Below are 19,723 nucleotides of genomic sequence, written 5' to 3'. Positions count from 1 at the left end.
TACGCCGAACGGGTGAGTGGCGAGAGAATTGCCCGATGAACAGCGAGCGCAGCCGGCGCAACGCCAACCGAAGCACAGACGGGGTGGTCCGGTGAGCAGGTACGACAGGTACGACGTCACGGACGAGCAGTGGGAGGGGCTTGCCCAGGTCGTACCTCTGCGCAGCCGCAACGAGTGGCCGTCCAGGGTGGATCACCGCACGGTCCCCGACGAGAGCCCGGCGTCCGAGCAACGGCGACTCGTCGTGCTGCGGGTCCAGGTCTTCGCGGACGCACGGGAGGTGGCCGAGTACCTGGTCTCCCAGATTCCGGTGCTGCTCGACCTGACCAGCGCCGAGACGGATGTGGCCAAGCGCATCCTGGACTTCACCAGCGGGGTGGTCTTCGGCCTCGGCAGCGGAATGCACCGGGTCGACCGGAACGTCTTCCTGCTGTCCCCGGTCGGCATGGAGGTCGAGGGAGTCACGGCGGCGGGACTGCCCGGTTAGTGGCCCGCCGGAGGCCGCTGGGGCGGGGGCGGGGCGCTCGGGTGGGCGGGGCGCGGTGGTTCATGTAACCCGATCGTAGGAAGGCCGGTCAGGCGGAACGGTTCGCCGGTCCGTGGCCCGCATACCGTCCGTCCATGACCGCACTCCGACCAGGGGCCACCCCGCCACTGCCCGCCGAACCTTCCGGGGCCGGTGGCGCGCCCGCCGCCACTCCCGGGCCGGCCCGTCCGGAGGCCGCGCGGCGCTCCGGCGGGCCGGACCGCGCCGCCGGACCCGTCGTCACCGAACTGCGAATGTCCGCCTTCGCCTCGCACCGCGGTGCCGCCTTCCCCATCGGTCCGGTCACGCTCTTCGCGGGGCCCGCCGGCAGCGGCAAGACGAATGCGTTACGGGCTTACGAGGCGCTGGCGCGCCTGGGCGGCGGGGACCCGCTGGACGAGGTGTTCCCGGACCCGGCGGGCTGCGTGCCGGAAGGGGCCGCGGCCGACCCGCAGGGGCGCCGCGGCTTCCGGATCGGCTGCACGGCGGACGGCCCGGCAGGACCGGTACGGCTCGATGTCGCCGTCCAGGCGGAGCCCACGCTCCGCATCGTCGGTGAACGGCTCACCGCCGGCGGCGAGACCCTGCTCACCACCGCGTTGCGCGACCCGGGGCGCTCCATGGTCCAGGCGGCCTGGCACACCGCCGGCACGGTCCCGGTGACGCGCGCGCCGCTGCCGGACGACCGTCTGGGCACGGCCCTGCTGCCGCTGCGGGTCGCGGGCAGGACCGAGGGGCAGTTACGGGTCCTGGCCGCCGCGGAACAGATGGTCGTGGCCCTGCGGTCGGTCTTCGCGTGCGAACCGCAACCGCAGTGGATGCGTGCCCCCGTGCCGGCCGGTGACGGCAGGCTGCGACGCGGCTGCGACAACCTCGCGGCGGTGCTGGAGCGTACGCACACGCAGTGCGTCCAGCGCCATGCCCGGCTGGTCGCCGCGGCGCACGCCGGGTGCGCGGGGCAGGTGACCGCGCTGGGCGTCGAGCGGCTCGGGGACGGATCGCTGCGGGCGACGGTCGGGCGGGGCGGGGGACCTGCCACCCCGGCGACCCCGGTCGGGCGGCTCGGGGACGGCGAACTGAGGTATCTCGCGCTCGCCCTCGTGCTGCTCACCGGCCCCGGGGTGCTGGCGGTGGACGCCGTGGGGGAGGTGCCGTCGGCCATGCAGACCCTCACCGTGCTGGCCGACGGACTCGACCGGGACCTGGACGGAAGGCAGTTGCGCGAACTGCTGTCCCTGGCCGTGTCGATCGGGGCGGCCGGGCACCTCAGGCTGGCCGGGACGGTCACGGAACCGGGCGCGGTACGGGCCCGGGAGACGCCCGGGGTGACGGTGGTAGACCTGGACCGTGACAGAACTTGATGTACAGGCCCTGCAGCGACGGCTCGCCGCGTTCGCGGCCGCACGGGACTGGGAGCAGTACCACACCCCGAAGAACCTGGCGGCGGCGCTGAGCGTCGAGGCATCCGAACTGGTCGAGATCTTCCAGTGGCTGACGCCGGAGGAGTCGGCGCGGGTGATGGAGCGGCCCGAGACGGCGCACCGGGTGGCGGACGAGGTCGCGGATGTGCTCGCGTATCTGCTGCAGTTCTGCGAAGTGCTGGGGATCGACGCGCTCGCGGCGCTGTCGCAGAAGATCGACCGGAACGAGTCCCGATTTCCGGTGCCGGGACGCCAGGACCCCACAGAATCGAGCGACCGTCACTCTTCGGAGTGATCGACTTGTTCACAATCGATTTAGTGTCCACAGATTTCCGAATTCCCCTGGCTTTTCGGTACCGGTGACCTCACTGTGGGTAATGGATGAGGTGAGCGGCTTTTCGTACGGACGGGGGAACGCATGGAAGCGGAACGTCTTGTAGGAGTCAGCCGGCGTGCTCTGGCGCAGAGCAGGGGGACGCCGGACATCATCGCGGAGGCCTGGCAGGCACAGGCGCTGGCCCAGGCGATCGGCAGCCGACTGGCGGCCGACGGACCGAAGGAGTTACGGGGCGAGGCGCGCGGACTGAGCGAGATCGGCGGCCGGAGCAGCGGGGCGCTGGACCACCCGGCGGCGCGGGCCGGGGTGGCACGGGCCGCACAGCTCTCCGAGCTCGCCGAACCCCGGGCGACGCTGACGGGGCTCGGCACACTGCTCGGGGAAGTGGGGATGGCTCTGGTCGGAGTGGCCTGCGAGACCGATGAGCAGGGGCTCTACTGGCAGTGCATGGAGGCGATCGACGCGGCCGACGAGTCCATGGACCGGGTGCACGGAATGCTCCGCCGCCTCGACGAGCAGGACAGGGAGCGGCAGCAGAATCTGGAGCGCGGCCGGGGGCGGGACGGCCCGTACGGCGCGGTCGGCGGACCGGCAGGTACGACTGCGGCCGGCCGTGGCCGCGCAAGACTTCGGGAGTGACCGGGCCGGGTGACGGGTGCGACCGCGCAGCGGATTCGGGGGTGACCGGGCGGCCTTGAGCGCGCCGTCGGACGGGAAGGCGGTGACTGTACAGGACTTCGACAGCGACGGCGCTGGGGAGGCAGCAGGAGAAGAACGACCGGTATCCGGAGGTGCAGGATGGATGCATGGATCTTCGAATCTTCACCGAGCCCCAGCAAGGGGCGAGCTACGACACCCTGCTCACCGTCGCCAAGGCGACCGAGGACCTCGGCTTCGACGCCTTCTACCGCTCCGACCACTATCTCCGCATGGGCCCGGGGGACGGTCTGCCCGGCCCGACCGACGCATGGATCACCCTGGCCGGGCTGGCGCGTGAGACCAAGCGGATCAGGCTCGGCACCCTCATGACGGCGGGGACGTTCCGGCTCCCCGGCGTGCTTGCCATCCAGGTCGCCCAGGTCGACCAGATGTCCGGTGGACGCGTCGAGCTGGGTCTCGGCGCAGGCTGGTTCGAGGAGGAGCACAAGGCCTACGGCATTCCGTTCCCCAAGGAGAAGTTCGGCAGGCTGGAGGAGCAGCTGGAGATCATCACCGGGCTCTGGGCGACCGGGATCGGCAAGACGTTCAGCTTCGACGGCACCTACTACCAGCTCACCGATTCGCCCGCGTTGCCCAAGCCGGCGCAGGCCAAGGTGCCGGTGCTGATCGGCGGTCACGGTGCGACGCGCACACCGCGACTGGCCGCCCGCTACGCGGACGAGTTCAATATCCCCTTCGCGTCGCTGGAGGACAGCGAGAAGCAGTTCGGCCGGGTCAGGGAGGCAGCCAAGGAGGTCGGCCGCGCACCGGACGACCTGGTGTACTCCAACGCCCTGGTGGTCTGCGTCGGCAAGAACGACGCCGAGGTGGCACGCCGCGCCTCCGTCATCGGGCGTGAGGTGGCGGAGCTGAAGGCGAACGGGCTCGCGGGCTCGCCCGCCGAGGTGGTCGACAAGATCGGCCGGTACGGCGCGATCGGCTCGTCCCGGATCTACCTCCAGGTCCTGGACCTGCACGACCTGGACCACCTGGAGCTGATCTCCTCCCAGATCCAGTCCCAGCTCGGCTGAGAGGCTGTCGGGTGACCTCGGACAGCCTCTGAGGACCGAGGGCAAAGGAGGCCACCTGTGCACCCCGCCCGCCCGGCCGACGACTCACCGTCCCTCCGTGTGTCCGCCCGCACGCCCCTGGGCACGCCCGCCCGTCCGCTCGGCCGTGCTCTCGCGGCAGGGCCGGTCCTGCTCGACGGCGGTCTCTCCAACCAGTTGGAGGCGCAGGGCTGCGATCTGTCCGACGCGCTGTGGTCGGCCCGTCTGCTGACCGACGGGCCCGGACAGATCGAGGCGGCCCACACCGCCTATGTGCGCGCGGGTGCACAGGTGCTCATCACCGCCGGGTACCAGGCGACCTTCGAAGGGTTCGCGCGGCGGGGGATCGGACGGGCGGAGGCGGCGGAGCTGTTCGCCCGCAGTGTCCGGCTGGCGCGACGGGCCGCCGGTGCGGTGGAGCGGGACGTCTGGGTCGCCGCTTCGGTCGGCCCGTACGGGGCGATGCTGGCGGACGGCAGCGAGTACCGGGGCCGCTACGGGCTCTCCGTCCGGGAGCTGGAGCGCTTCCACCGGCCCCGGATCGAGGCGCTGGCCGCCGCCGGGCCCGATGCGCTGGCGCTGGAGACCGTGCCGGATGTCGACGAGGCCGAGGCATTGCTGCGGGCGGTCGAGGGGTGCGGGCTGCCCGTCTGGCTCTCGTACAGCGTGGCGGGCGACCGGACCAGGGCGGGCCAGTCGCTGCAGACGGCCTTCGCTCTCGCCTCGGGGCGCGACGACGTGGTGGCCGTGGGGGTGAACTGCTGCGATCCGGTCGATGCGGACCGGGCGGTGCGGGTGGCCGCCGAGGTGACCGGGAAGCCGGTCGTCGTGTACCCGAACAGCGGCGAGCGGTGGGACGCGGGGGGACGGGGATGGGCCGGCGCTCCCACGTTCGACCCGGGCGGAGCAGCGGCCTGGCTGGACGCCGGGGCCCGGCTGATCGGCGGCTGCTGCCGGGTCGGCCCGGACACCGTCGCGGAACTGGCCGGGCTGCTCGGTACGACGACGGCCGACGAGTCCGCGCAGAGCTCGACGAGAAGAACCGACCCGACCCGGAGAGCAGACCCGACCCGGAGAACTGACCCAGCCGACTCTTCGGACACCTGAAAATACCTGGTCGTAGGCGAGTGGACCGGACCATACTCGGACGTGTGTTCCTGACAATCAGCACAACCGGCAACCCGGAACGTCCAGCGACCGACCTCGGCTTCCTGCTGCACAAGCATCCCGAGAAGGCGCAGACGTTCTCCACTTCCCATGGCACCGCGCATGTCTTCTATTCCGAGGCATCCGCCGAGCGCTGCACCGCGGCGCTTCTGCTGGAAGTGGATCCCGTGGCCCTGGTGCGCCGGGGCAAGGGCAAGGGCCGGGGCGGCGCTCCTGACGCGGCGCTCGCGCAATACGTCAACGACCGCCCGTACGCGGCGTCCTCGTTGCTGTCCGTTGCCATGAGCACGGTCTTCAAGTCCGCGCTGAACGGTGCGTGCCGCGCGCTGCCCGAGCGCGCGGAGGCACCGATGCCGCTGCGGATCGAGGTGCCCGCGCTGCCGGCCCGTGGCGGAGCGGAACTGGTGCGCAAGCTCTTCGGGCCGCTCGGCTGGACGAGTGTGGACGCCGTGGCCGTTCCTCTGGACGAGCAGTTCCCGGAGTGGGGGGACTCGCGGTACGTACGGCTGGTGCTCGAAGGCGAGTTGCGGCTGGCGGACGCGTTGCGGCAGCTGTACGTGCTGCTGCCGGTGCTGGACGACGCCAAGCACTACTGGGTCGCACCGGACGAGGTGGACAAGCTGTTGCGGGCGGGCGAGGGCTGGCTCGCCACCCACCCCGAGCAGAAGCTGATCACCAGCCGCTATCTCTCGCGACGCTGGGGGCTGACCCGGCAGGCGATGCAGCAGCTCGAACTGGTGCGGCTCGCCGAGTCGGACGACCTCGACGTCGAGAGCATCGACAACGCCGTGGACGAGACGACCGACACCGAGGAGAAGCCGGTCCCGCTCGCCGAGCAGCGGCGCGCCGCGATCCTCGACGCGCTGCGGGCCGCGGGCGCGAGCCGGGTCCTCGACCTGGGCTGCGGGCAGGGCCAGTTGGTGCAGGCACTGCTCAAGGACGTGGGCTTCACGGAGATCGTCGGCGTCGATGTCTCCATGCGCGCCCTCACCATCGCGTCACGACGGCTGAAACTGGAGCGGATGGGGGAGCGACAGGCCGCCCGGGTCGTGCTCCGGCAGGGCTCGCTCACCTACACCGACAAGCGGCTCAAGGGGTACGACGCGGCTGTGCTCAGCGAGGTCATCGAACACCTCGACCTGCCGAGACTGCCCGCGCTGGAGTACGCCGTGTTCGGTTCGGCCCGTCCGCGGACCGTGCTCGTGACGACGCCGAACGTCGAGTACAACGTCCGCTGGGAGACCCTTCCCGCCGGGCATGTGCGCCACGGCGACCACCGGTTCGAATGGACCAGGGCCGAATTCCGCGGCTGGGCCCGGGAGGTGGCGCAGCGGCACGGATACGGGGTCGACTTCGTCCCCGTGGGGCCCGACGACCCCGAGGTGGGGCCGCCCACACAGATGGCCGTGTTCACGATGACCGCGGCCGACGAGACCAGGAACAGGACCGAGAAGGAGGCGAAAGCCGCATGACCAGTACCTCACGCACGCTGCCGGTGACCGACCTCTCCCTCGTGGTCCTCATCGGGGCCAGCGGTTCCGGCAAGTCCACCTTCGCCCGCGAGCACTTCAAGCCCACGGAGATCGTCTCCTCGGACTTCTGCCGAGGTCTGGTCGCCGACGACGAGAACGACCAGAGCGCCAGCCGTGACGCCTTCGATGTCCTGCACTACATCGTGGGCAAGCGGCTGGCAGCCGGGCGGCTGACCGTCGTGGACGCCACCAGCGTCCAGTCCGAGAGCCGCAAGCAACTGGTCCAGCTGGCCAGGAGCCACGACGTCCTGCCCATCGCGATCGTCCTCGACCTGCCCGAAGAGGTCTGCGTCGCGCGCAACGCGGCCCGCCCCGACCGCGCCGACATGCCGCGCCACGTCATCCAGCGGCACCGCCGCGAACTGCGCCGTTCGCTGCGCGGCCTGGAGCGCGAGGGCTTCCGCAAGGTGCACATCCTGCGCACCGAGGAGGAGGCGGTCCACGCCGAAGTGGTGCTGGAGCGCCGCTACAACGACCTGCGCCACCTCACGGGCCCCTTCGACATCATCGGCGACATCCACGGCTGCAGTTCCGAGCTGGAGTCCCTGCTCGGCAAGCTCGGCTATGTCGACGGCGCGCACCCCGAAGGGCGTATGGCGGTCTTCGTCGGCGACCTCGTGGACCGCGGCCCCGACAGCCCCGGAGTGCTGCGCCGCGTCATGGCCATGGTGTCGGCGGGCAACGCCCTGTGCGTGCCGGGCAACCACGAGAACAAGCTCGGCCGCTACCTCAAGGGCCGCAACGTCCAGCACACCCATGGACTCGCCGAGACCATCGAGCAGCTGGACCGGGAGGAGGAGAAGGACCCGGCCTTCCGCGAGCAGGTCCGGGAGTTCATCGACGGGCTCGTCAGCCACTACGTGCTCGACGGGGGCAGGCTCGTCGTCTGCCACGCCGGACTCCCCGAGAAGTACCACGGCCGCACCTCCGGACGGGTCCGCTCGCACGCGCTGTACGGGGACACCACCGGCGAGACCGACGAGTTCGGCCTGCCCGTGCGCTACCCGTGGGCGGAGGAGTACCGGGGCCGTGCCGCCGTGGTCTACGGACACACCCCGGTGCCCAACACCTCCTGGATCAACAACACCATCTGCCTGGACACCGGAGCGGTCTTCGGCGGGAAGATGACCGCGCTGCGCTGGCCGGAGCGCGAGCTCGTCGACGTACCGGCCGAGCAGGTCTGGTACGAGCCGGCCAAGCCGCTGGCCACCGAGGCACCCGGTGGCCGGGAGGGACGGCCGCTCGACCTCGCCGATGTGCAGGGCCGGCGGATCGTCGAGACCCGGCACATGGGCCGCATCGCGGTCCGTGAGGAGAACGCCGCCGCCGCGCTCGAAGTCATGAGCCGGTTCGCCGTCGACCCCCAGCTGCTCGGCTACCTCCCGCCGACCATGGCGCCCACCGCCACCTCGCGCGAGGACGGCTACCTGGAGCACCCGGCCGAGGCCTTCGCGCAGTACCGGGCGGACGGCGTCGACAAGGTCGTGTGCGAGGAGAAGCACATGGGGTCGCGTGCGGTGGCGCTCGTCTGCCGGGACGCGGCCGCCGCCCGTGAGCGGTTCGGTGTGGGCGGCACCTCGGACGCCCTCGGTTCCGCCGGTGGCCCGACCGGGGCGCTGCACACCCGTACCGGACGGCCGTTCCTCGACGACGTCGCGCTCACCGAGGTGATCCTCGGCAGGCTGCGCGCCGCTGTCACCGCCGCCGGGCTCTGGGAGGAGTGGGGCACCGACTGGGTGCTGCTCGACGCCGAGCTGATGCCCTGGTCCCTCAAGGCGGCCGGGCTGCTGCGCTCGCAGTACGCCGCGGTCGGCGCCGCGTCCGGCGCCGTCCTCCCGGAGGCCAACGCGGCCCTCGCGGCCGCGGCGGCCCGTGGCGTGGACGTCGGCGCTCTCGCCGACCGCCAGCGGGGTCGCGCCGAGGACGCCGCCGCGTTCACCGAGGCGTACCGCCGGTACTGCTGGAGCACCCAGGGGCTGGACGGGGTCCGTCTCGCGCCCTTCCAGATCCTCGCCGTCCAGGGCCGCTCACTGGCCTCCGTACCGCACGACGAGCAGCTGGCCTGGCTCGACCGGCTGGTCGAGCACGACCCGACCGGGCTCCTCCAGGTCACCCGCCGGCTCGTCGTCGACACCGGGGACGAGGCGTCGGTGCGCGCCGGTGTCGACTGGTGGCTGGAGATGACCGGCCGCGGCGGCGAGGGCATGGTCGTCAAGCCACTCGCCGCGCTCGTACGGGACGGCAAGGGCAGGCTGGTCCAGCCGGGCATCAAGGTGCGCGGCCGGGAGTACCTCCGGATCATCTACGGACCCGAGTACACCCGCCCGGAGAACCTGGAACGGCTGCGCGGCAGGTTCCTCGGCCACAAGCGGTCACTGGCGCTCCGGGAGTACGCGCTGGGGCTCGAAGCGCTGGACCGGCTGGCCGACGGGGAGCCGCTGTGGCGGGTCCACGAGGCGGTGTTCGCGGTGCTGGCCCTGGAGTCGGAGCCGGTCGACCCGCGGCTCTGAGGAGCCTCGCAGCAGGCTGTGGGGCGTCGTCGGCGGGTTCTCCGGTGGGATCACCGGAAAACCCGCTGGCGGTTCGCGGGAGTGAACGGGCCCGTGCACGGTGAGGATGGAGGCATGGGATTCCATGTCGACTCCGAGGCCGGGCGGCTGCGCCGCGTCATCCTGCACCGCCCCGATCTGGAACTGAAGCGGCTCACCCCCAGCAACAAGGACGCGCTCCTGTTCGACGACGTGCTCTGGGTGCGCCGGGCCCGCCAGGAGCACGACGGCTTCGCGGACGTACTGCGCGACCGCGGTGTGGAGGTGCACCTCTTCGGCGACCTGCTGCGCGAGTCGCTGGACATTCCGGTGGCCAGGCGGCTCGTCCTGGACCGGGTCTTCGAGGAGAAGGAGTACGGCCCGCTCGCCACCGAGCACCTGCGGGCCGCCTTCGAGAAGCTGCCCAGTACCGAGCTGGCCGACGCCCTCGTCGGCGGGATGACCAAGCGGGAGTTCCTGGACGGGCACAGCGAGCCGACCTCCGTCCGCTTCCACGTCATGGATCTGGACGACTTCCTGCTGGACCCGCTGCCGAACCATCTCTTCACCCGCGACACCTCGGCCTGGATATACGACGGGGTGTCCATCAACGCGATGCGCTGGCCGGCCCGGCAGCGCGAGACCGTCCACTTCGAGGCGATCTACCGCCACCACCCCCTCTTCACCGGCCCCGACGCGGGCGCCTTCCACCACTGGTCGGAGGGGCAGGACGACTACCCGTCCACCATCGAGGGCGGCGACGTACTGGTCATCGGCCACGGCGCCGTACTCATCGGGATGAGCGAACGCACCACCCCGCAGGCGGTGGAGATGCTGGCCCGCGGACTGTTCGACGCCGGCTCGGCCCGCACGATCGTGGCGCTCGACATGCCCAAGCGCCGGGCGTTCATGCACCTCGACACGGTGATGACGATGATCGACGGCGACACCTTCACCCAGTACGCCGGCCTGGGCATGCTCCGCTCGTACACCATCGAGCCCGGCGACGGCCCCAGGGACCTGAAGGTCACCGACCATCCGCCCGAGCACATGCACCGGGCGATCGCACGGGCTCTGGGGCTGGACTCGATCCGCGTCCTCACGGCCACCCAGGACGTGCACGCCGCCGAGCGCGAGCAGTGGGACGACGGCTGCAACGTGCTGGCCGTCGAGCCGGGGGTCGTCGTCGCGTACGAGCGCAATGCCACCACCAACACCTTTCTGCGCGAGGAGGGCATCGAGGTCATCGAGATCCGAGGCAGCGAACTCGGCCGGGGCAGGGGCGGCCCCCGTTGCATGAGCTGTCCGGTGGAGCGCGACCCGGTGTAGGGGCGGGGCCGGGCGCGGCGCGAGCCGACCGCACCGTATAGCGATGCATGGTGTCGTATAGACTTCCAGAATCACTGTACGTGCGATCCTCGCCCGACCCAGGAGCTCTCCCATGGCCATAGACCTCGCAGGCCGCCACTTCCTCAAGGAGCTGGACTTCACGGCCGAGGAGTTCCGCGGCCTGATCGAGCTCGCGGCCGAGCTCAAGGCCGCCAAGAAGTCGGGGGCTGAGGCGCAGCGGCTGCGCGGCAAGAACATCGCGCTGATCTTCGAGAAGACCTCGACCCGCACCCGCTGCGCCTTCGAGGTGGCCGCCGCGGATCAGGGTGCGTCCACGACCTATCTGGACCCCTCCGGCTCACAGATGGGGCACAAGGAGTCGGTCAAGGACACGGCCCGGGTCCTCGGCCGGATGTTCGACGGCATCGAGTACCGCGGCGACAGCCAGGCGGCCGTCGAGGAACTGGCCGCCCACGGCGGCGTTCCGGTCTTCAACGGGCTCACCGATGACTGGCACCCGACCCAGATGCTCGCCGATCTCCTCACCATGACCGAGCACAGCGACAAGCCGCTGGAGCGGATCGCCTTCGCCTACCTCGGCGACGCCCGCTTCAACATGGGCAACTCCTACCTGATCACCGGCGCCCTGCTCGGCATGGACGTACGCATCGTCGCGCCGAAGGCGTACTGGCCCGCCGAGGAGATCCTCGCCGAGGCCCACCGGCTGGCCGGTGCGAGCGGTGCGACCGTCACCCTCACCGAGGACATCGCCGAGGGCGTCAAGGGCGCCGACTTCGTCGCCACCGACGTCTGGGTCTCCATGGGCGAGCCCAAGGAGGTCTGGGCCGAGCGGATCGAGGCCCTGGCGCCGTACGCCGTGACCATGGACGTGCTCCGCGCCACCGGCAACGCCGACGTGAAGTTCCTGCACTGCCTCCCGGCCTTCCACGACCTCGGTACCGAGGTCGGGCGGGGGATCGAGGCCGCCTACGGGCTGACGGAGCTGGAGGTCACCGACGAGGTCTTCGAGTCCGCGCACTCGGTCGTCTTCGACGAGGCGGAGAACCGGATGCACACGATCAAGGCCGTTCTGGTGGCGACCATGGCGTCCCCGGAGGTCAAGGGCTGATCGCTGCATGAACATGCGCCCGATTGGGTGAACATGCGCAAAGGCGACTAATATGTTGCCTCCTGGTGGGGTTCGAGCTCGCACGCTCGAACCCCATTTTTTGTGTGTCACCGGAGCCCCCACAGCCCTCGGTCGCACTTCCCCCACATGCTTCACCAGAGAAGAGACCATCCCCGTGAGTCCGCTGCGCCCACCGATCCCCCCGCACCTGTCCGGACCGCGCATCAAGAATCCCCACCAGCTGATCGCCGAGTCCGGCGCCGACCTGGAGGGGCACGGCCTCAAGCGCACCATGGGGCTCTTCCAGCTGGTGTGCTTCGGTGTCGGCGCCGTCGTCGGCACCGGCATCTTCGTCGGACTCTCCGACAGCGTCGCCGAGGCGGGACCCGCGGTCGTGCTCTCCTTCGCACTCGCCGCGATCACCTGCATCTTCACCGCGTTCTCCTTCGCCGAGCTGGGCAGCGCCATCCCGGTCTCCGGCAGCTCCTACTCCTTCGCCTACGCGACCCTCGGCGAACGCATCGCCTTCCTCGTCGGCTGGTGTCTGCTGCTGGAGTACGGTGTCTCGGTCTCCGCGGTCGCCGTCGGCTGGAGCCAGTACGTCAACGAGCTGCTGGACAGTCTGTTCGGCGCGCAGCTGCCGGCCGCCCTCTCGGCGGGCCCCGGCGACGGCGGTGTGATCAATCTGCCCGCCGTCCTGGTGGTCATGATGGCCGCCACCCTGCTGGTGCGCGGCGTCCGGGAGAGCGCCGGGGCCACCGCCGCGATGGCGGTCCTCAAGATCACCATCCTGATCCTGTTCTGCGTCGTCGCCTTCACGGCCTTCGAGCGCGGGAACCTCACGCCGTTCTTCGCCCACGGCGCGGGCGGGGTCACGGCCGGTGCGTCGCTGGCGTTCTTCTCGTACATCGGCTTCGACGCCATCACCACCGCGGGCGAGGAGGTCAAGAACCCGCGGCGGAACATCCCGATCGCGATCATGATCTGCATCGGCCTGGTCACGCTGCTCTACTGCGCGGTCGCGCTCGCCGCCATCGGCGCGCTGGGGCCGAAGGCCGTCGCCGACCGGCCGGCGGCGCTCTCGATCGTCGTCGACCAGGTCACCGACTCGACCGTCGGCGGCGGAATCATCGCCTTCGGAGCGGTCGTCGCGATCGCGTCCGTCGTGCTCGCGGTCATGTACGGGCAGACCCGCATCCTGATGTCGATGTCCCGTGACGGACTGATCCCGCGGGTCTTCGAGCGGGTCTCGCCGCGCACGGCGACGCCGGTCGCCAACACCTGGATCGTGGCGGTCGTCTTCGCGGTCCCGGCGGCCTTCTCGTCGCTCGACGTGGTGGTGAATCTGACCACCATCGGCACCCTGGCCACCATGGTCGCGGTGAACGTCGCGGTGATCGTGCTGCGGCGCCGCAACCCGGAGGTGAGGGGCTCGTTCCGGGTGCCGCTCTATCCGCTGAGCCCGCTGCTGGGCGTCGGCTTCTGCCTCTATCTGATGTACGGGACGGGCTGGGCGACCTGGATCCAGTTCGCGGTCTTCCTGATCGTCGGCTCGGCGGTGTACGCCTTCTACGGCCGCAGCCGCTCCCGGCTGGCCGCCGCCGACGCGGCCCGGTGAGGGCGGCGGCTCAGCTCTGAGAGCCTGTCGGGTGACCTTCGATCGGAGAGCGGACGCGGCATGGTGCGTGCGATTCCAAGGCGCCGGGATGCCCTCGGATGGGGCCTCCCCTGCTCGAACGAAGTTGAGAGTTCGGGGAAGGAGCTACTAGGGCATCCCGGCAACGCCGGAAGCGTGCGTGCCAGGGCGTGGCCGCCCGATCAGAGGCCACCCGACAGGCTCTGAGGCGTGAGGGACGGCAGGGTGAACCACACGGCCTTGCCGTGCTCCGTCGTGCGGTGGCCGCAGGACGAGCTGAGCGTCCGGATCAGCAGCAGACCCCGGCCGTGTTCCTGCCAGGGGTCCGGCTCGCCGCCGGGCAGGGGGAAGGAGAGACCGCCCGGCGGGGCGGGGTCGCGGTCGTGCACCTCGACCTGGCAGCCGCTCGGCAGGAGCTCCACGACCAGCTCGATCGGCTCGTCGCTGCGGGTGTGCTCGACCGCGTTGGCGACCAGCTCCGCGGTGAGGAGCTCGGCGGTGTCGGTGTGGGCCGGTGCGTCGATGTCCGCGAGCGCGGTACGGATCAGAGCACGGGCAATCGGTACGGCCGCCGTCGAATGCGGTAGCGCGATCCGCCAGGAGGCGGGGAGAGGGACATCGGGGGGCACGGCATGGTTTCCGTTCCGGGGTGGGGTGCGGGTGTGGTTGCGGGTTCGTGGGTGCGGGGACTCTCCGGTATCAAGACATCTCGGTTTCAACCTTACGAAGTGCAATGACACGGGCAAGGGGCCGCCGACAGGTATGAAAGGGACGTTGGTCACTGCGTTCTCACGCTCCGCTTATCGCGTGCTCATGACGGAAGTCACGAACGAGTGATAAGTTCGGGTGCAGGTAGCAGCCCGACGGCTGAAGGGGAGCCCCCTCCATGAGCCCGTTTCCCAGCTCCGCCCCGCACACGGACGACTGGCGCCATCTGCGGCTGACGACGGACGACGGGGTTGCCACCGTCACGCTCGCCCGGCCCGAGAAACTCAACGCGCTCACCTTCGGCGCCTACGCCGATCTGCGCGACCTGCTTGCCGAACTGTCCCGCGAACGCAGCGTGCGCGCTCTGGTACTCGCGGGGGAGGGCCGCGGATTCTGCTCCGGCGGAGATGTCGACGACATCATCGGCGCGACACTCGCCATGGACACCGCCCAGCTCCTCGACTTCAATCGCATGACCGGACAGGTGGTGCGGGCCCTTCGTGAAACCCCCTTCCCCGTTATCGCCGCCGTACACGGGGTGGCGGCGGGCGCCGGGGCGGTGCTCGCGCTGGCCGCGGACTTCCGGATCGCCGATCCGTCGGCCCGTTTCGCCTTCCTGTTCACCAAGGTCGGCCTCTCCGGCGGCGACATGGGCGCCGCCTACCTGCTGCCGCGCGTCGTCGGCCTCGGCCATGCCACCCGATTGCTGATGCTCGGCGAACCGGTCCGCGCACCCGAAGCGGAACGGATCGGCCTGATCAGCGAGCTGACCGAAGAGGGCCAGGCCGATGTACGCGCGGCGGCGCTCGCCCGCCGCCTCGCCGATGGACCGGCCCTCGCCCTCGCCCAGACCAAGGCCCTGCTCACCGCCGAACTCGACATGCCGCTCGCCGCCGCGGTCGAGATGGACGCCGCCACCCAGGCCCTGCTGATGCACGGCGAGGACTACGCGGAATTCCATGCCGCCTTCACCGAGAAGCGGCCACCGAATTGGCAGGGCCGGTAGCGATGCCCTCCGAAACGGCCCCGCCCGGTGCGGCCCGGACCGGCGTGAAGCGCATCGCGGTCATCGGCGGCGGGCCCGGCGGGCTCTACGCCGCGGCCCTGCTCAAGCGGCTCGACCCGGAGCGCGGGATCACCGTCTGGGAGCGCAACGCCCCCGAGGACACCTTCGGCTTCGGCGTCGTCCTCTCCGACGAGACCCTCGGCGGCATCGAACACGCCGACCCCGTCGTGTACCGGGCCCTCCAGGACGAATTCGTACGGTGGGACGACATCGACATCGTCCACCGGGGCGTCACCCAGACGTCCGGCGGCCACGGCTTCGCGGCGCTGGGCAGACGCAGGCTGCTGCGGATCCTGCACGACCGCTGCGAATCCCTCGGCGTACGCCTCCGCTTCCGCACCGAGGCGCCGCCGGCCGCCGAGCTGGCCGCCTCCCACGACCTGGTGATCGCCGCCGACGGTGTGCACAGCCTCACCCGTACCGCCCACGCCGACACCTTCGGCCCCCGCCTCACCACCCACCGCTGCCGCTACATCTGGCTCGCCGCCGACTTCGCCCTCGACGCCTTCCGCTTCGAGACCGCCGAGACCGCGTACGGGGTGATGCAGCTCCACGGCTACCCCTTCTCGGCCGACGCCTCCACCGTCATCGTCGAGATGCGCGAGGAGGTCTGGCGGGCCGCCGGATTCGACACCTGCGACGCGGAGCGGTCGACCCTGCGGTGCGCCAAGATCTTCACCGAGGCCCTCGGCGGCCGGCCGCTGCGCTCCAACAACTCCTCCTGGCTCACCTTCCGCACCGTCGTCAACGACCACTGGTCGCACGGCAACACCGTCCTCATCGGCGACGCCGCCCACACCGCGCACTTCTCCATCGGCTCCGGCACCAAACTCGCCGTCGAGGACGCCCTCGCCCTCGCCGCCTGCATCGAGGAACAGCCCGACCTGCCGGGCGCACTGGCCGCGTACGAGGCCGAGCGCCGGCCGGTCGTCGAATCGACCCAGCGGGCCGCCGCGGCGAGCCTGCGCTGGTTCGAGGAGCTCGCCACCTACGTCGACCAGCCGCCCCGCCAGTTCGCCTTCAACCTCCTCACCCGCAGCCGCCGCGTCACCCACGACAATCTGCGGCTGCGCGACGCCTCCTTCACCGCCACCGTTGAGAAGGAGTTCGGCTGCGCCCCGGGCGTCCCGCCGATGTTCACCCCGCTGCGACTGCGCGGCCTCGAACTACGCAACCGCGTCGTCGTCTCACCCATGGACATGTACTCGGCCGTCGACGGCGTCCCCGGCGACTTCCACCTCGTGCACCTGGGCGCACGCGCGCTCGGCGGCGCCGGTCTCGTCATGACGGAGATGGTGTGCGTCAGCGCCGAGGGCCGCATCACCCCCGGCTGCACCGGGCTCTACACCCCCGAACAGGCCACCGCCTGGGCCCGGATCACCGACTTCGTCCACACGAGCGCGCCCGGTACGGCCATCGGCGTGCAACTCGGCCACTCCGGGCGCAAGGGCTCCACCAGACTGATGTGGGAGGGCATCGACCAGCCCCTCGACCACGGCAACTGGCCGCTCACCGCGGCCTCCCCGATCCCGTACGCGGACGGCGTCAACCAGGTCCCGCACGCCCTGGACCGGGCCGGGCTCGACGCCGTGCGCGAACAGTTCGCCTCGGCGGCCCGGCGCGCCGACCGCTGCGGCTTCGACCTGCTCGAACTCCACTGCGCCCACGGCTACCTGCTCTCCGGCTTCCTCTCGCCGCTCACCAACCACCGCACCGACGAATACGGCGGACCACTGCACAACCGGCTCCGCTTCCCCCTCGAAGTCTTCGACGCGATCCGCGCCGACTGGCCCGACGACCGGCCCATGACCGTCCGGATCTCCGCCACGGACTGGGCCGAGGGCGGCACCACGGCCGAGGACGCCGTCGAGATCGCCCGCGCCTTCGTCGCCCACGGGGCCGATGCCATCGACGTCTCCACCGGCCAGGTCGTGCCCGACGAGCGCCCCGAGTACGGCCGCTCGTACCAGACCCCGTACGCGGACCGGATCCGCAACACCCTGTGCGTGCCCGTCATCGCGGTGGGTGCGATCTCCTCCTGGGACGACGTCAACTCCCTGCTGCTCGCGGGCCGGGCCGACCTCTGCGCCCTGGCCCGCCCCCACCTCTACGACCCGCACTGGACGCTGCACGCGGCGGCCGACCAGGGCTACAGCGGACCGGGCGCGCCCTGGCCGCTCCCGTACCGCGCGGGCAGCCGCACCCCGCCGACCGGCCGCACGGACGCACCGAAGCCGCGGCTCACCCTGGGATGACGGGCAGGCACTCGTGGCACCGGCACCGGCACCGGTCCGGGCACGGTGCCCCGTGGTGGGCGCGCCGCTCCTCGCGGGCGACCCGCTCCAGCAGCGCGGCCAGTTCCTCGGCCTCCTCCCGGGTGGCGGAACCCCGGCCGGCACACCGCTTCAGCACGGCCGGGACGTACACCAACCGCGCCCGGAAGGTGTGCAGATGGCGGGTCCCCGTGTCGATGGTGATCCAGTGACCGGTGTGCCGCCCGTGCCCCACCGTGGTCAGCTGCTGGTGCCCCATGCCCGGGTAGGTGTCGACGACGTACACCTTCGCCCCGCCCCGGTACGCCTTCGTGCCGGGGCGGAACTCCTGGCCCAGCTCCCCGTACCGCCGCCACAGCACCACGTTCGCGGCGACCAGCCAGACGGATTCCGGCGGCCCGCTCACTGCTCCGCCGCGCTGATCAGCAGCGTCCCCGCCACCTCGCCGTCCGGCCCGCGCCACCAGCCCAGCAGCGGGGCGCCGTCGCCGTAGGCGTGCGGGCCGTCGCGCCGAAGCGTCGCGGTGACGGTCAGAACCACGGTGTTCTCGGCGGGCCGGGCGGCCAGCGAGGCGCCGGCCGCGTCGAGGAAGGCGTCGACGTCATCGGTGAAGGTCCAGGGCATGCCTCATCCTGCCGGGTGCGCGTGATACGAAGCACCCGTATTTCGGGGCCGGTTGCCCGGTCTCCCGGGTCAGTCGTCGTTGCGCAACCGGAAACGCTGGAGCTTGCCGGTGGCGGTGCGGGGGAGGGCGGGCAGGAACTCGATGACGCGCGGGCACTTGTGCGGGGCCAGCTCGCTCTTCACGTGAGCGCGCAGTTCGTCGGCCGACGTCACCGCGCCCTCGCGCAGCACCACGTACGCCACCACGATCTGGCCGCGCAGCTCGTCCGCCCGGCCCACCACGGCCGCCTCGGCCACCGAGGGGTGGTGCAGCAGGGCGTCCTCGACCTCGGGGCCCGCGATGTTGTAGCCGGAGGAGATGATCATGTCGTCGGCGCGGGCCACGTAGCGGAAGTAGCCGTCCGCGTCGCGCACATAGGTGTCACCGGTGAGGTTCCAGCCGTGCGCCACGTAGTCCCGCTGACGCCCGTCGGCGAGATAACGGCAGCCGACCGGGCCGCGTACGGCGAGGAGTCCGGGTTCCCCGTCCGGCACCGGCCGGCCGTCGCGGTCCAGCACCCGGGCCTGCCAGCCGGGCACGGGGACTCCGGTGGTGCCGGGGCGGATCGCTTCGTCGGCGGCCGAGACGAAGATGTGCAGCAGCTCGGTGGCGCCGATGCCGTTGATGATGCGCAGCCCCGTCCGCTCGTGCCACGCGTGCCAGGTGGCCACCGGAAGGTTCTCCCCGGCCGAGACACAGCGTCGCAGCGCGCCGAGATCGTGGTCGTCGATGTGGTCGAGCATCACGCGGTAGGCGGTCGGCGCGGTGAACAGCACCGAGACCCGGTGGGCGGCGAGCGCGGGCAGCAACTGCGCCGGGCCGGACTGTTCGAGCAGCAGGGCACTGGCCCCGGCCCGCAGCGGGAAGACCACCAGACCGCCGAGCCCGAAGGTGAAGCCGAGCGGCGGACTGCCCGCGAACACGTCGTCGGGAGTGGGCCGGAGCACATGGGCCGAGAAGGTGTCGGCGATGGCGAGCACATCCCGGTGGAAGTGCATACAGCCCTTCGGGCGTCCGGTGGTGCCCGAGGTGAACGCGATCAGCGCGACATCGTCCGCCGCCGTGTCCACGGCGCGGTACGGCCCGGTCCTGGCCTCGGCCAGGCGCAGCAGATCGTCCGGGGCGTCGCCTCCGTACACCGTGATCCGCAGCCCCGGCACCTCGGCCTTCACCAGGTCGTCGACCGCCCGGACGTCGCACAGTGCGTGACTCACCCGGGCGATGGAGCAGATGGTGGAGAGTTCGGCGGACCGCTGCCGGTCCAGCACCGTGACGGCGATGGCGCCGGCCTTCAGCACCGCGAGCCAGCAGGCGGCCAGACGGGGTGTGGTGGGGCCGCGCAGCAGGACGCGGTTGCCGGGGACGACCCCCAGGTCGGAGGTGAGGACATGGGCGATCCGGTTCACCCGCTCCCGCAGCTCTCCGTAGCTCCAGACCGCGCCGTCGGAGGTGCGGAAGGCGGGGCGGTCGGGGCCGAAGCGGTCGGCCGTGCGGTCCAGCAGTTCCGCCGCGCAGTTGAGGCGGTCCGGATAGCGCAGTTCGGGAAGGTCGAAGAGCAGTTCCGGCCACTCGTCCTGGGGTGGCAGGTGCTCCCTGGCGAAGGTGTCGAGGTGCGCTGAGGTCTTCGGGTCCATGACGGATCGCCCCCTTGTCGCCTCT

The 19,723-nt window shown here is 71.3% G+C and carries 17 protein-coding genes; 13 read left to right on the top strand and 4 right to left on the bottom strand.

The features are described 5' to 3' along the window. Positions 1–91 precede the first annotated feature (91 nt). The 11 genes from ACFVX4_RS21270 (at position 92) to ACFVX4_RS21220 (ending at position 13,335) form a co-directional block, all read left to right on the top strand. The gene (locus ACFVX4_RS21270) at positions 92–487 is read left to right on the top strand and encodes a cell division protein SepF (RefSeq protein WP_266428106.1); all 396 of its coding nucleotides are present in this window, start codon (positions 92–94) and stop codon (positions 485–487) included. Between the two features lie 134 nt (positions 488–621). Then, a complete protein-coding gene (locus ACFVX4_RS21265) occupies positions 622–1,887 on the top strand; it encodes an ATP-binding protein (RefSeq protein ID WP_389979506.1) in 1,266 nt (421 codons plus the stop codon). Next, complete coding sequence (locus tag ACFVX4_RS21260) at positions 1,874–2,242, top strand: nucleotide pyrophosphohydrolase (protein ID WP_389979503.1); 369 nt, start codon at positions 1,874–1,876, stop codon at positions 2,240–2,242. Before ACFVX4_RS21265 ends, ACFVX4_RS21260 begins: the two co-directional genes overlap by 14 nt. A gap of 123 nt (positions 2,243–2,365) precedes the next feature. Further along, entirely contained in the window at positions 2,366–2,923 is a 558-nt protein-coding gene (locus ACFVX4_RS21255) for a DUF6099 family protein (protein ID WP_389979500.1), read from the top strand. 167 nt (positions 2,924–3,090) lie between these two features. Beyond that, positions 3,091–4,014 (top strand): LLM class F420-dependent oxidoreductase, encoded by a 924-nt coding sequence (locus tag ACFVX4_RS21250; protein WP_389979497.1) that lies wholly within the window; start codon positions 3,091–3,093, stop codon positions 4,012–4,014. A 117-nt stretch (positions 4,015–4,131) separates the two neighbouring features. Continuing rightward, positions 4,132–5,139 carry a homocysteine S-methyltransferase gene (gene mmuM, locus ACFVX4_RS21245; protein WP_389979600.1) on the top strand — a complete coding sequence of 336 codons (1,008 nt, stop codon included), beginning with the start codon at positions 4,132–4,134 and terminating at the stop codon, positions 5,137–5,139. A gap of 44 nt (positions 5,140–5,183) precedes the next feature. Further along, the gene (locus ACFVX4_RS21240; protein ID WP_389979494.1) at positions 5,184–6,671 is read left to right on the top strand and encodes a 3' terminal RNA ribose 2'-O-methyltransferase Hen1; all 1,488 of its coding nucleotides are present in this window, start codon (positions 5,184–5,186) and stop codon (positions 6,669–6,671) included. Then, positions 6,668–9,241, top strand: a complete 2,574-nt coding sequence (locus tag ACFVX4_RS21235) for a polynucleotide kinase-phosphatase (protein WP_389979491.1) — start codon at positions 6,668–6,670, stop codon at positions 9,239–9,241. The genes ACFVX4_RS21240 and ACFVX4_RS21235 overlap by 4 nt, the downstream gene beginning before the upstream one ends. Positions 9,242–9,355: 114 nt before the next feature. Continuing rightward, positions 9,356–10,588: an arginine deiminase gene (locus ACFVX4_RS21230; RefSeq protein WP_389979488.1), complete on the top strand. Its 1,233-nt coding sequence runs from the start codon at positions 9,356–9,358 to the stop codon at positions 10,586–10,588. Between the two features lie 112 nt (positions 10,589–10,700). Continuing rightward, positions 10,701–11,717: an ornithine carbamoyltransferase gene (argF, locus tag ACFVX4_RS21225; RefSeq protein WP_389979485.1), complete on the top strand. Its 1,017-nt coding sequence runs from the start codon at positions 10,701–10,703 to the stop codon at positions 11,715–11,717. 175 nt (positions 11,718–11,892) lie between these two features. Next, the gene (locus ACFVX4_RS21220) at positions 11,893–13,335 is read left to right on the top strand and encodes an amino acid permease (protein WP_389979482.1); all 1,443 of its coding nucleotides are present in this window, start codon (positions 11,893–11,895) and stop codon (positions 13,333–13,335) included. 200 nt (positions 13,336–13,535) lie between these two features. Here the strand turns inward: ACFVX4_RS21220 and ACFVX4_RS21215 are convergent, their stop codons facing one another. Beyond that, on the bottom strand, positions 13,536–13,982 hold the full coding sequence (locus ACFVX4_RS21215) for an ATP-binding protein (protein WP_389979480.1): 447 nt from the start codon (positions 13,980–13,982) through the stop codon (positions 13,536–13,538). A 257-nt stretch (positions 13,983–14,239) separates the two neighbouring features. Here ACFVX4_RS21215 and ACFVX4_RS21210 point away from each other — a divergent pair, with 257 nt between their 5' ends. Next, complete coding sequence (locus ACFVX4_RS21210) at positions 14,240–15,067, top strand: enoyl-CoA hydratase family protein (protein ID WP_389979477.1); 828 nt, start codon at positions 14,240–14,242, stop codon at positions 15,065–15,067. 2 nt (positions 15,068–15,069) lie between these two features. Then, positions 15,070–17,382, top strand: a complete 2,313-nt coding sequence (locus ACFVX4_RS21205; protein ID WP_389979474.1) for a bifunctional salicylyl-CoA 5-hydroxylase/oxidoreductase — start codon at positions 15,070–15,072, stop codon at positions 17,380–17,382. On the opposite strand, the gene ACFVX4_RS21200 is transcribed toward ACFVX4_RS21205, so the two are convergent. From ACFVX4_RS21200 to ACFVX4_RS21190, 3 genes are all read right to left on the bottom strand, one after another. Then, positions 17,369–17,806, bottom strand: a complete 438-nt coding sequence (locus tag ACFVX4_RS21200; protein WP_389979471.1) for a hypothetical protein — start codon at positions 17,804–17,806, stop codon at positions 17,369–17,371. The two genes, ACFVX4_RS21205 and ACFVX4_RS21200, sit on opposite strands and share 14 nt — an antisense overlap. Continuing rightward, entirely contained in the window at positions 17,803–18,024 is a 222-nt protein-coding gene (locus ACFVX4_RS21195; RefSeq protein ID WP_389979468.1) for a hypothetical protein, read from the bottom strand. The genes ACFVX4_RS21200 and ACFVX4_RS21195 overlap by 4 nt, the downstream gene beginning before the upstream one ends. A 69-nt stretch (positions 18,025–18,093) precedes the next feature. Beyond that, positions 18,094–19,698 carry an AMP-binding protein gene (locus ACFVX4_RS21190; protein WP_389979465.1) on the bottom strand — a complete coding sequence of 535 codons (1,605 nt, stop codon included), beginning with the start codon at positions 19,696–19,698 and terminating at the stop codon, positions 18,094–18,096. Between the last annotated feature and the right edge of the window lie 25 nt (positions 19,699–19,723).

The sequence above is a fragment of the Streptomyces sp. NPDC058240 genome, assembly GCF_042882135.1.
Lineage (GTDB): Bacteria > Actinomycetota > Actinomycetes > Streptomycetales > Streptomycetaceae > Streptomyces.
Note: the sequence above shows the minus strand (reverse complement) of the source record. Positions and strands in the feature narration are given on the sequence as shown.

Coding starts and splice junctions, on each gene's coding strand:
- ACFVX4_RS21250 (WP_389979497.1), top strand. CDS start 3,091: ATGGATCTTCGAATCTTCACCGAGCCCCAGCAAGGGGCGAGCTACGAC.
- ACFVX4_RS21255 (WP_389979500.1), top strand. CDS start 2,366: ATGGAAGCGGAACGTCTTGTAGGAGTCAGCCGGCGTGCTCTGGCGCAG.
- ACFVX4_RS21265 (WP_389979506.1), top strand. CDS start 622: ATGACCGCACTCCGACCAGGGGCCACCCCGCCACTGCCCGCCGAACCT.
- ACFVX4_RS21210 (WP_389979477.1), top strand. CDS start 14,240: ATGAGCCCGTTTCCCAGCTCCGCCCCGCACACGGACGACTGGCGCCAT.
- ACFVX4_RS21195 (WP_389979468.1), bottom strand. CDS start 18,024: ATGCCCTGGACCTTCACCGATGACGTCGACGCCTTCCTCGACGCGGCC.
- ACFVX4_RS21230 (WP_389979488.1), top strand. CDS start 9,356: ATGGGATTCCATGTCGACTCCGAGGCCGGGCGGCTGCGCCGCGTCATC.
- ACFVX4_RS21190 (WP_389979465.1), bottom strand. CDS start 19,698: ATGGACCCGAAGACCTCAGCGCACCTCGACACCTTCGCCAGGGAGCAC.
- ACFVX4_RS21205 (WP_389979474.1), top strand. CDS start 15,070: ATGCCCTCCGAAACGGCCCCGCCCGGTGCGGCCCGGACCGGCGTGAAG.
- argF (WP_389979485.1), top strand. CDS start 10,701: ATGGCCATAGACCTCGCAGGCCGCCACTTCCTCAAGGAGCTGGACTTC.
- ACFVX4_RS21235 (WP_389979491.1), top strand. CDS start 6,668: ATGACCAGTACCTCACGCACGCTGCCGGTGACCGACCTCTCCCTCGTG.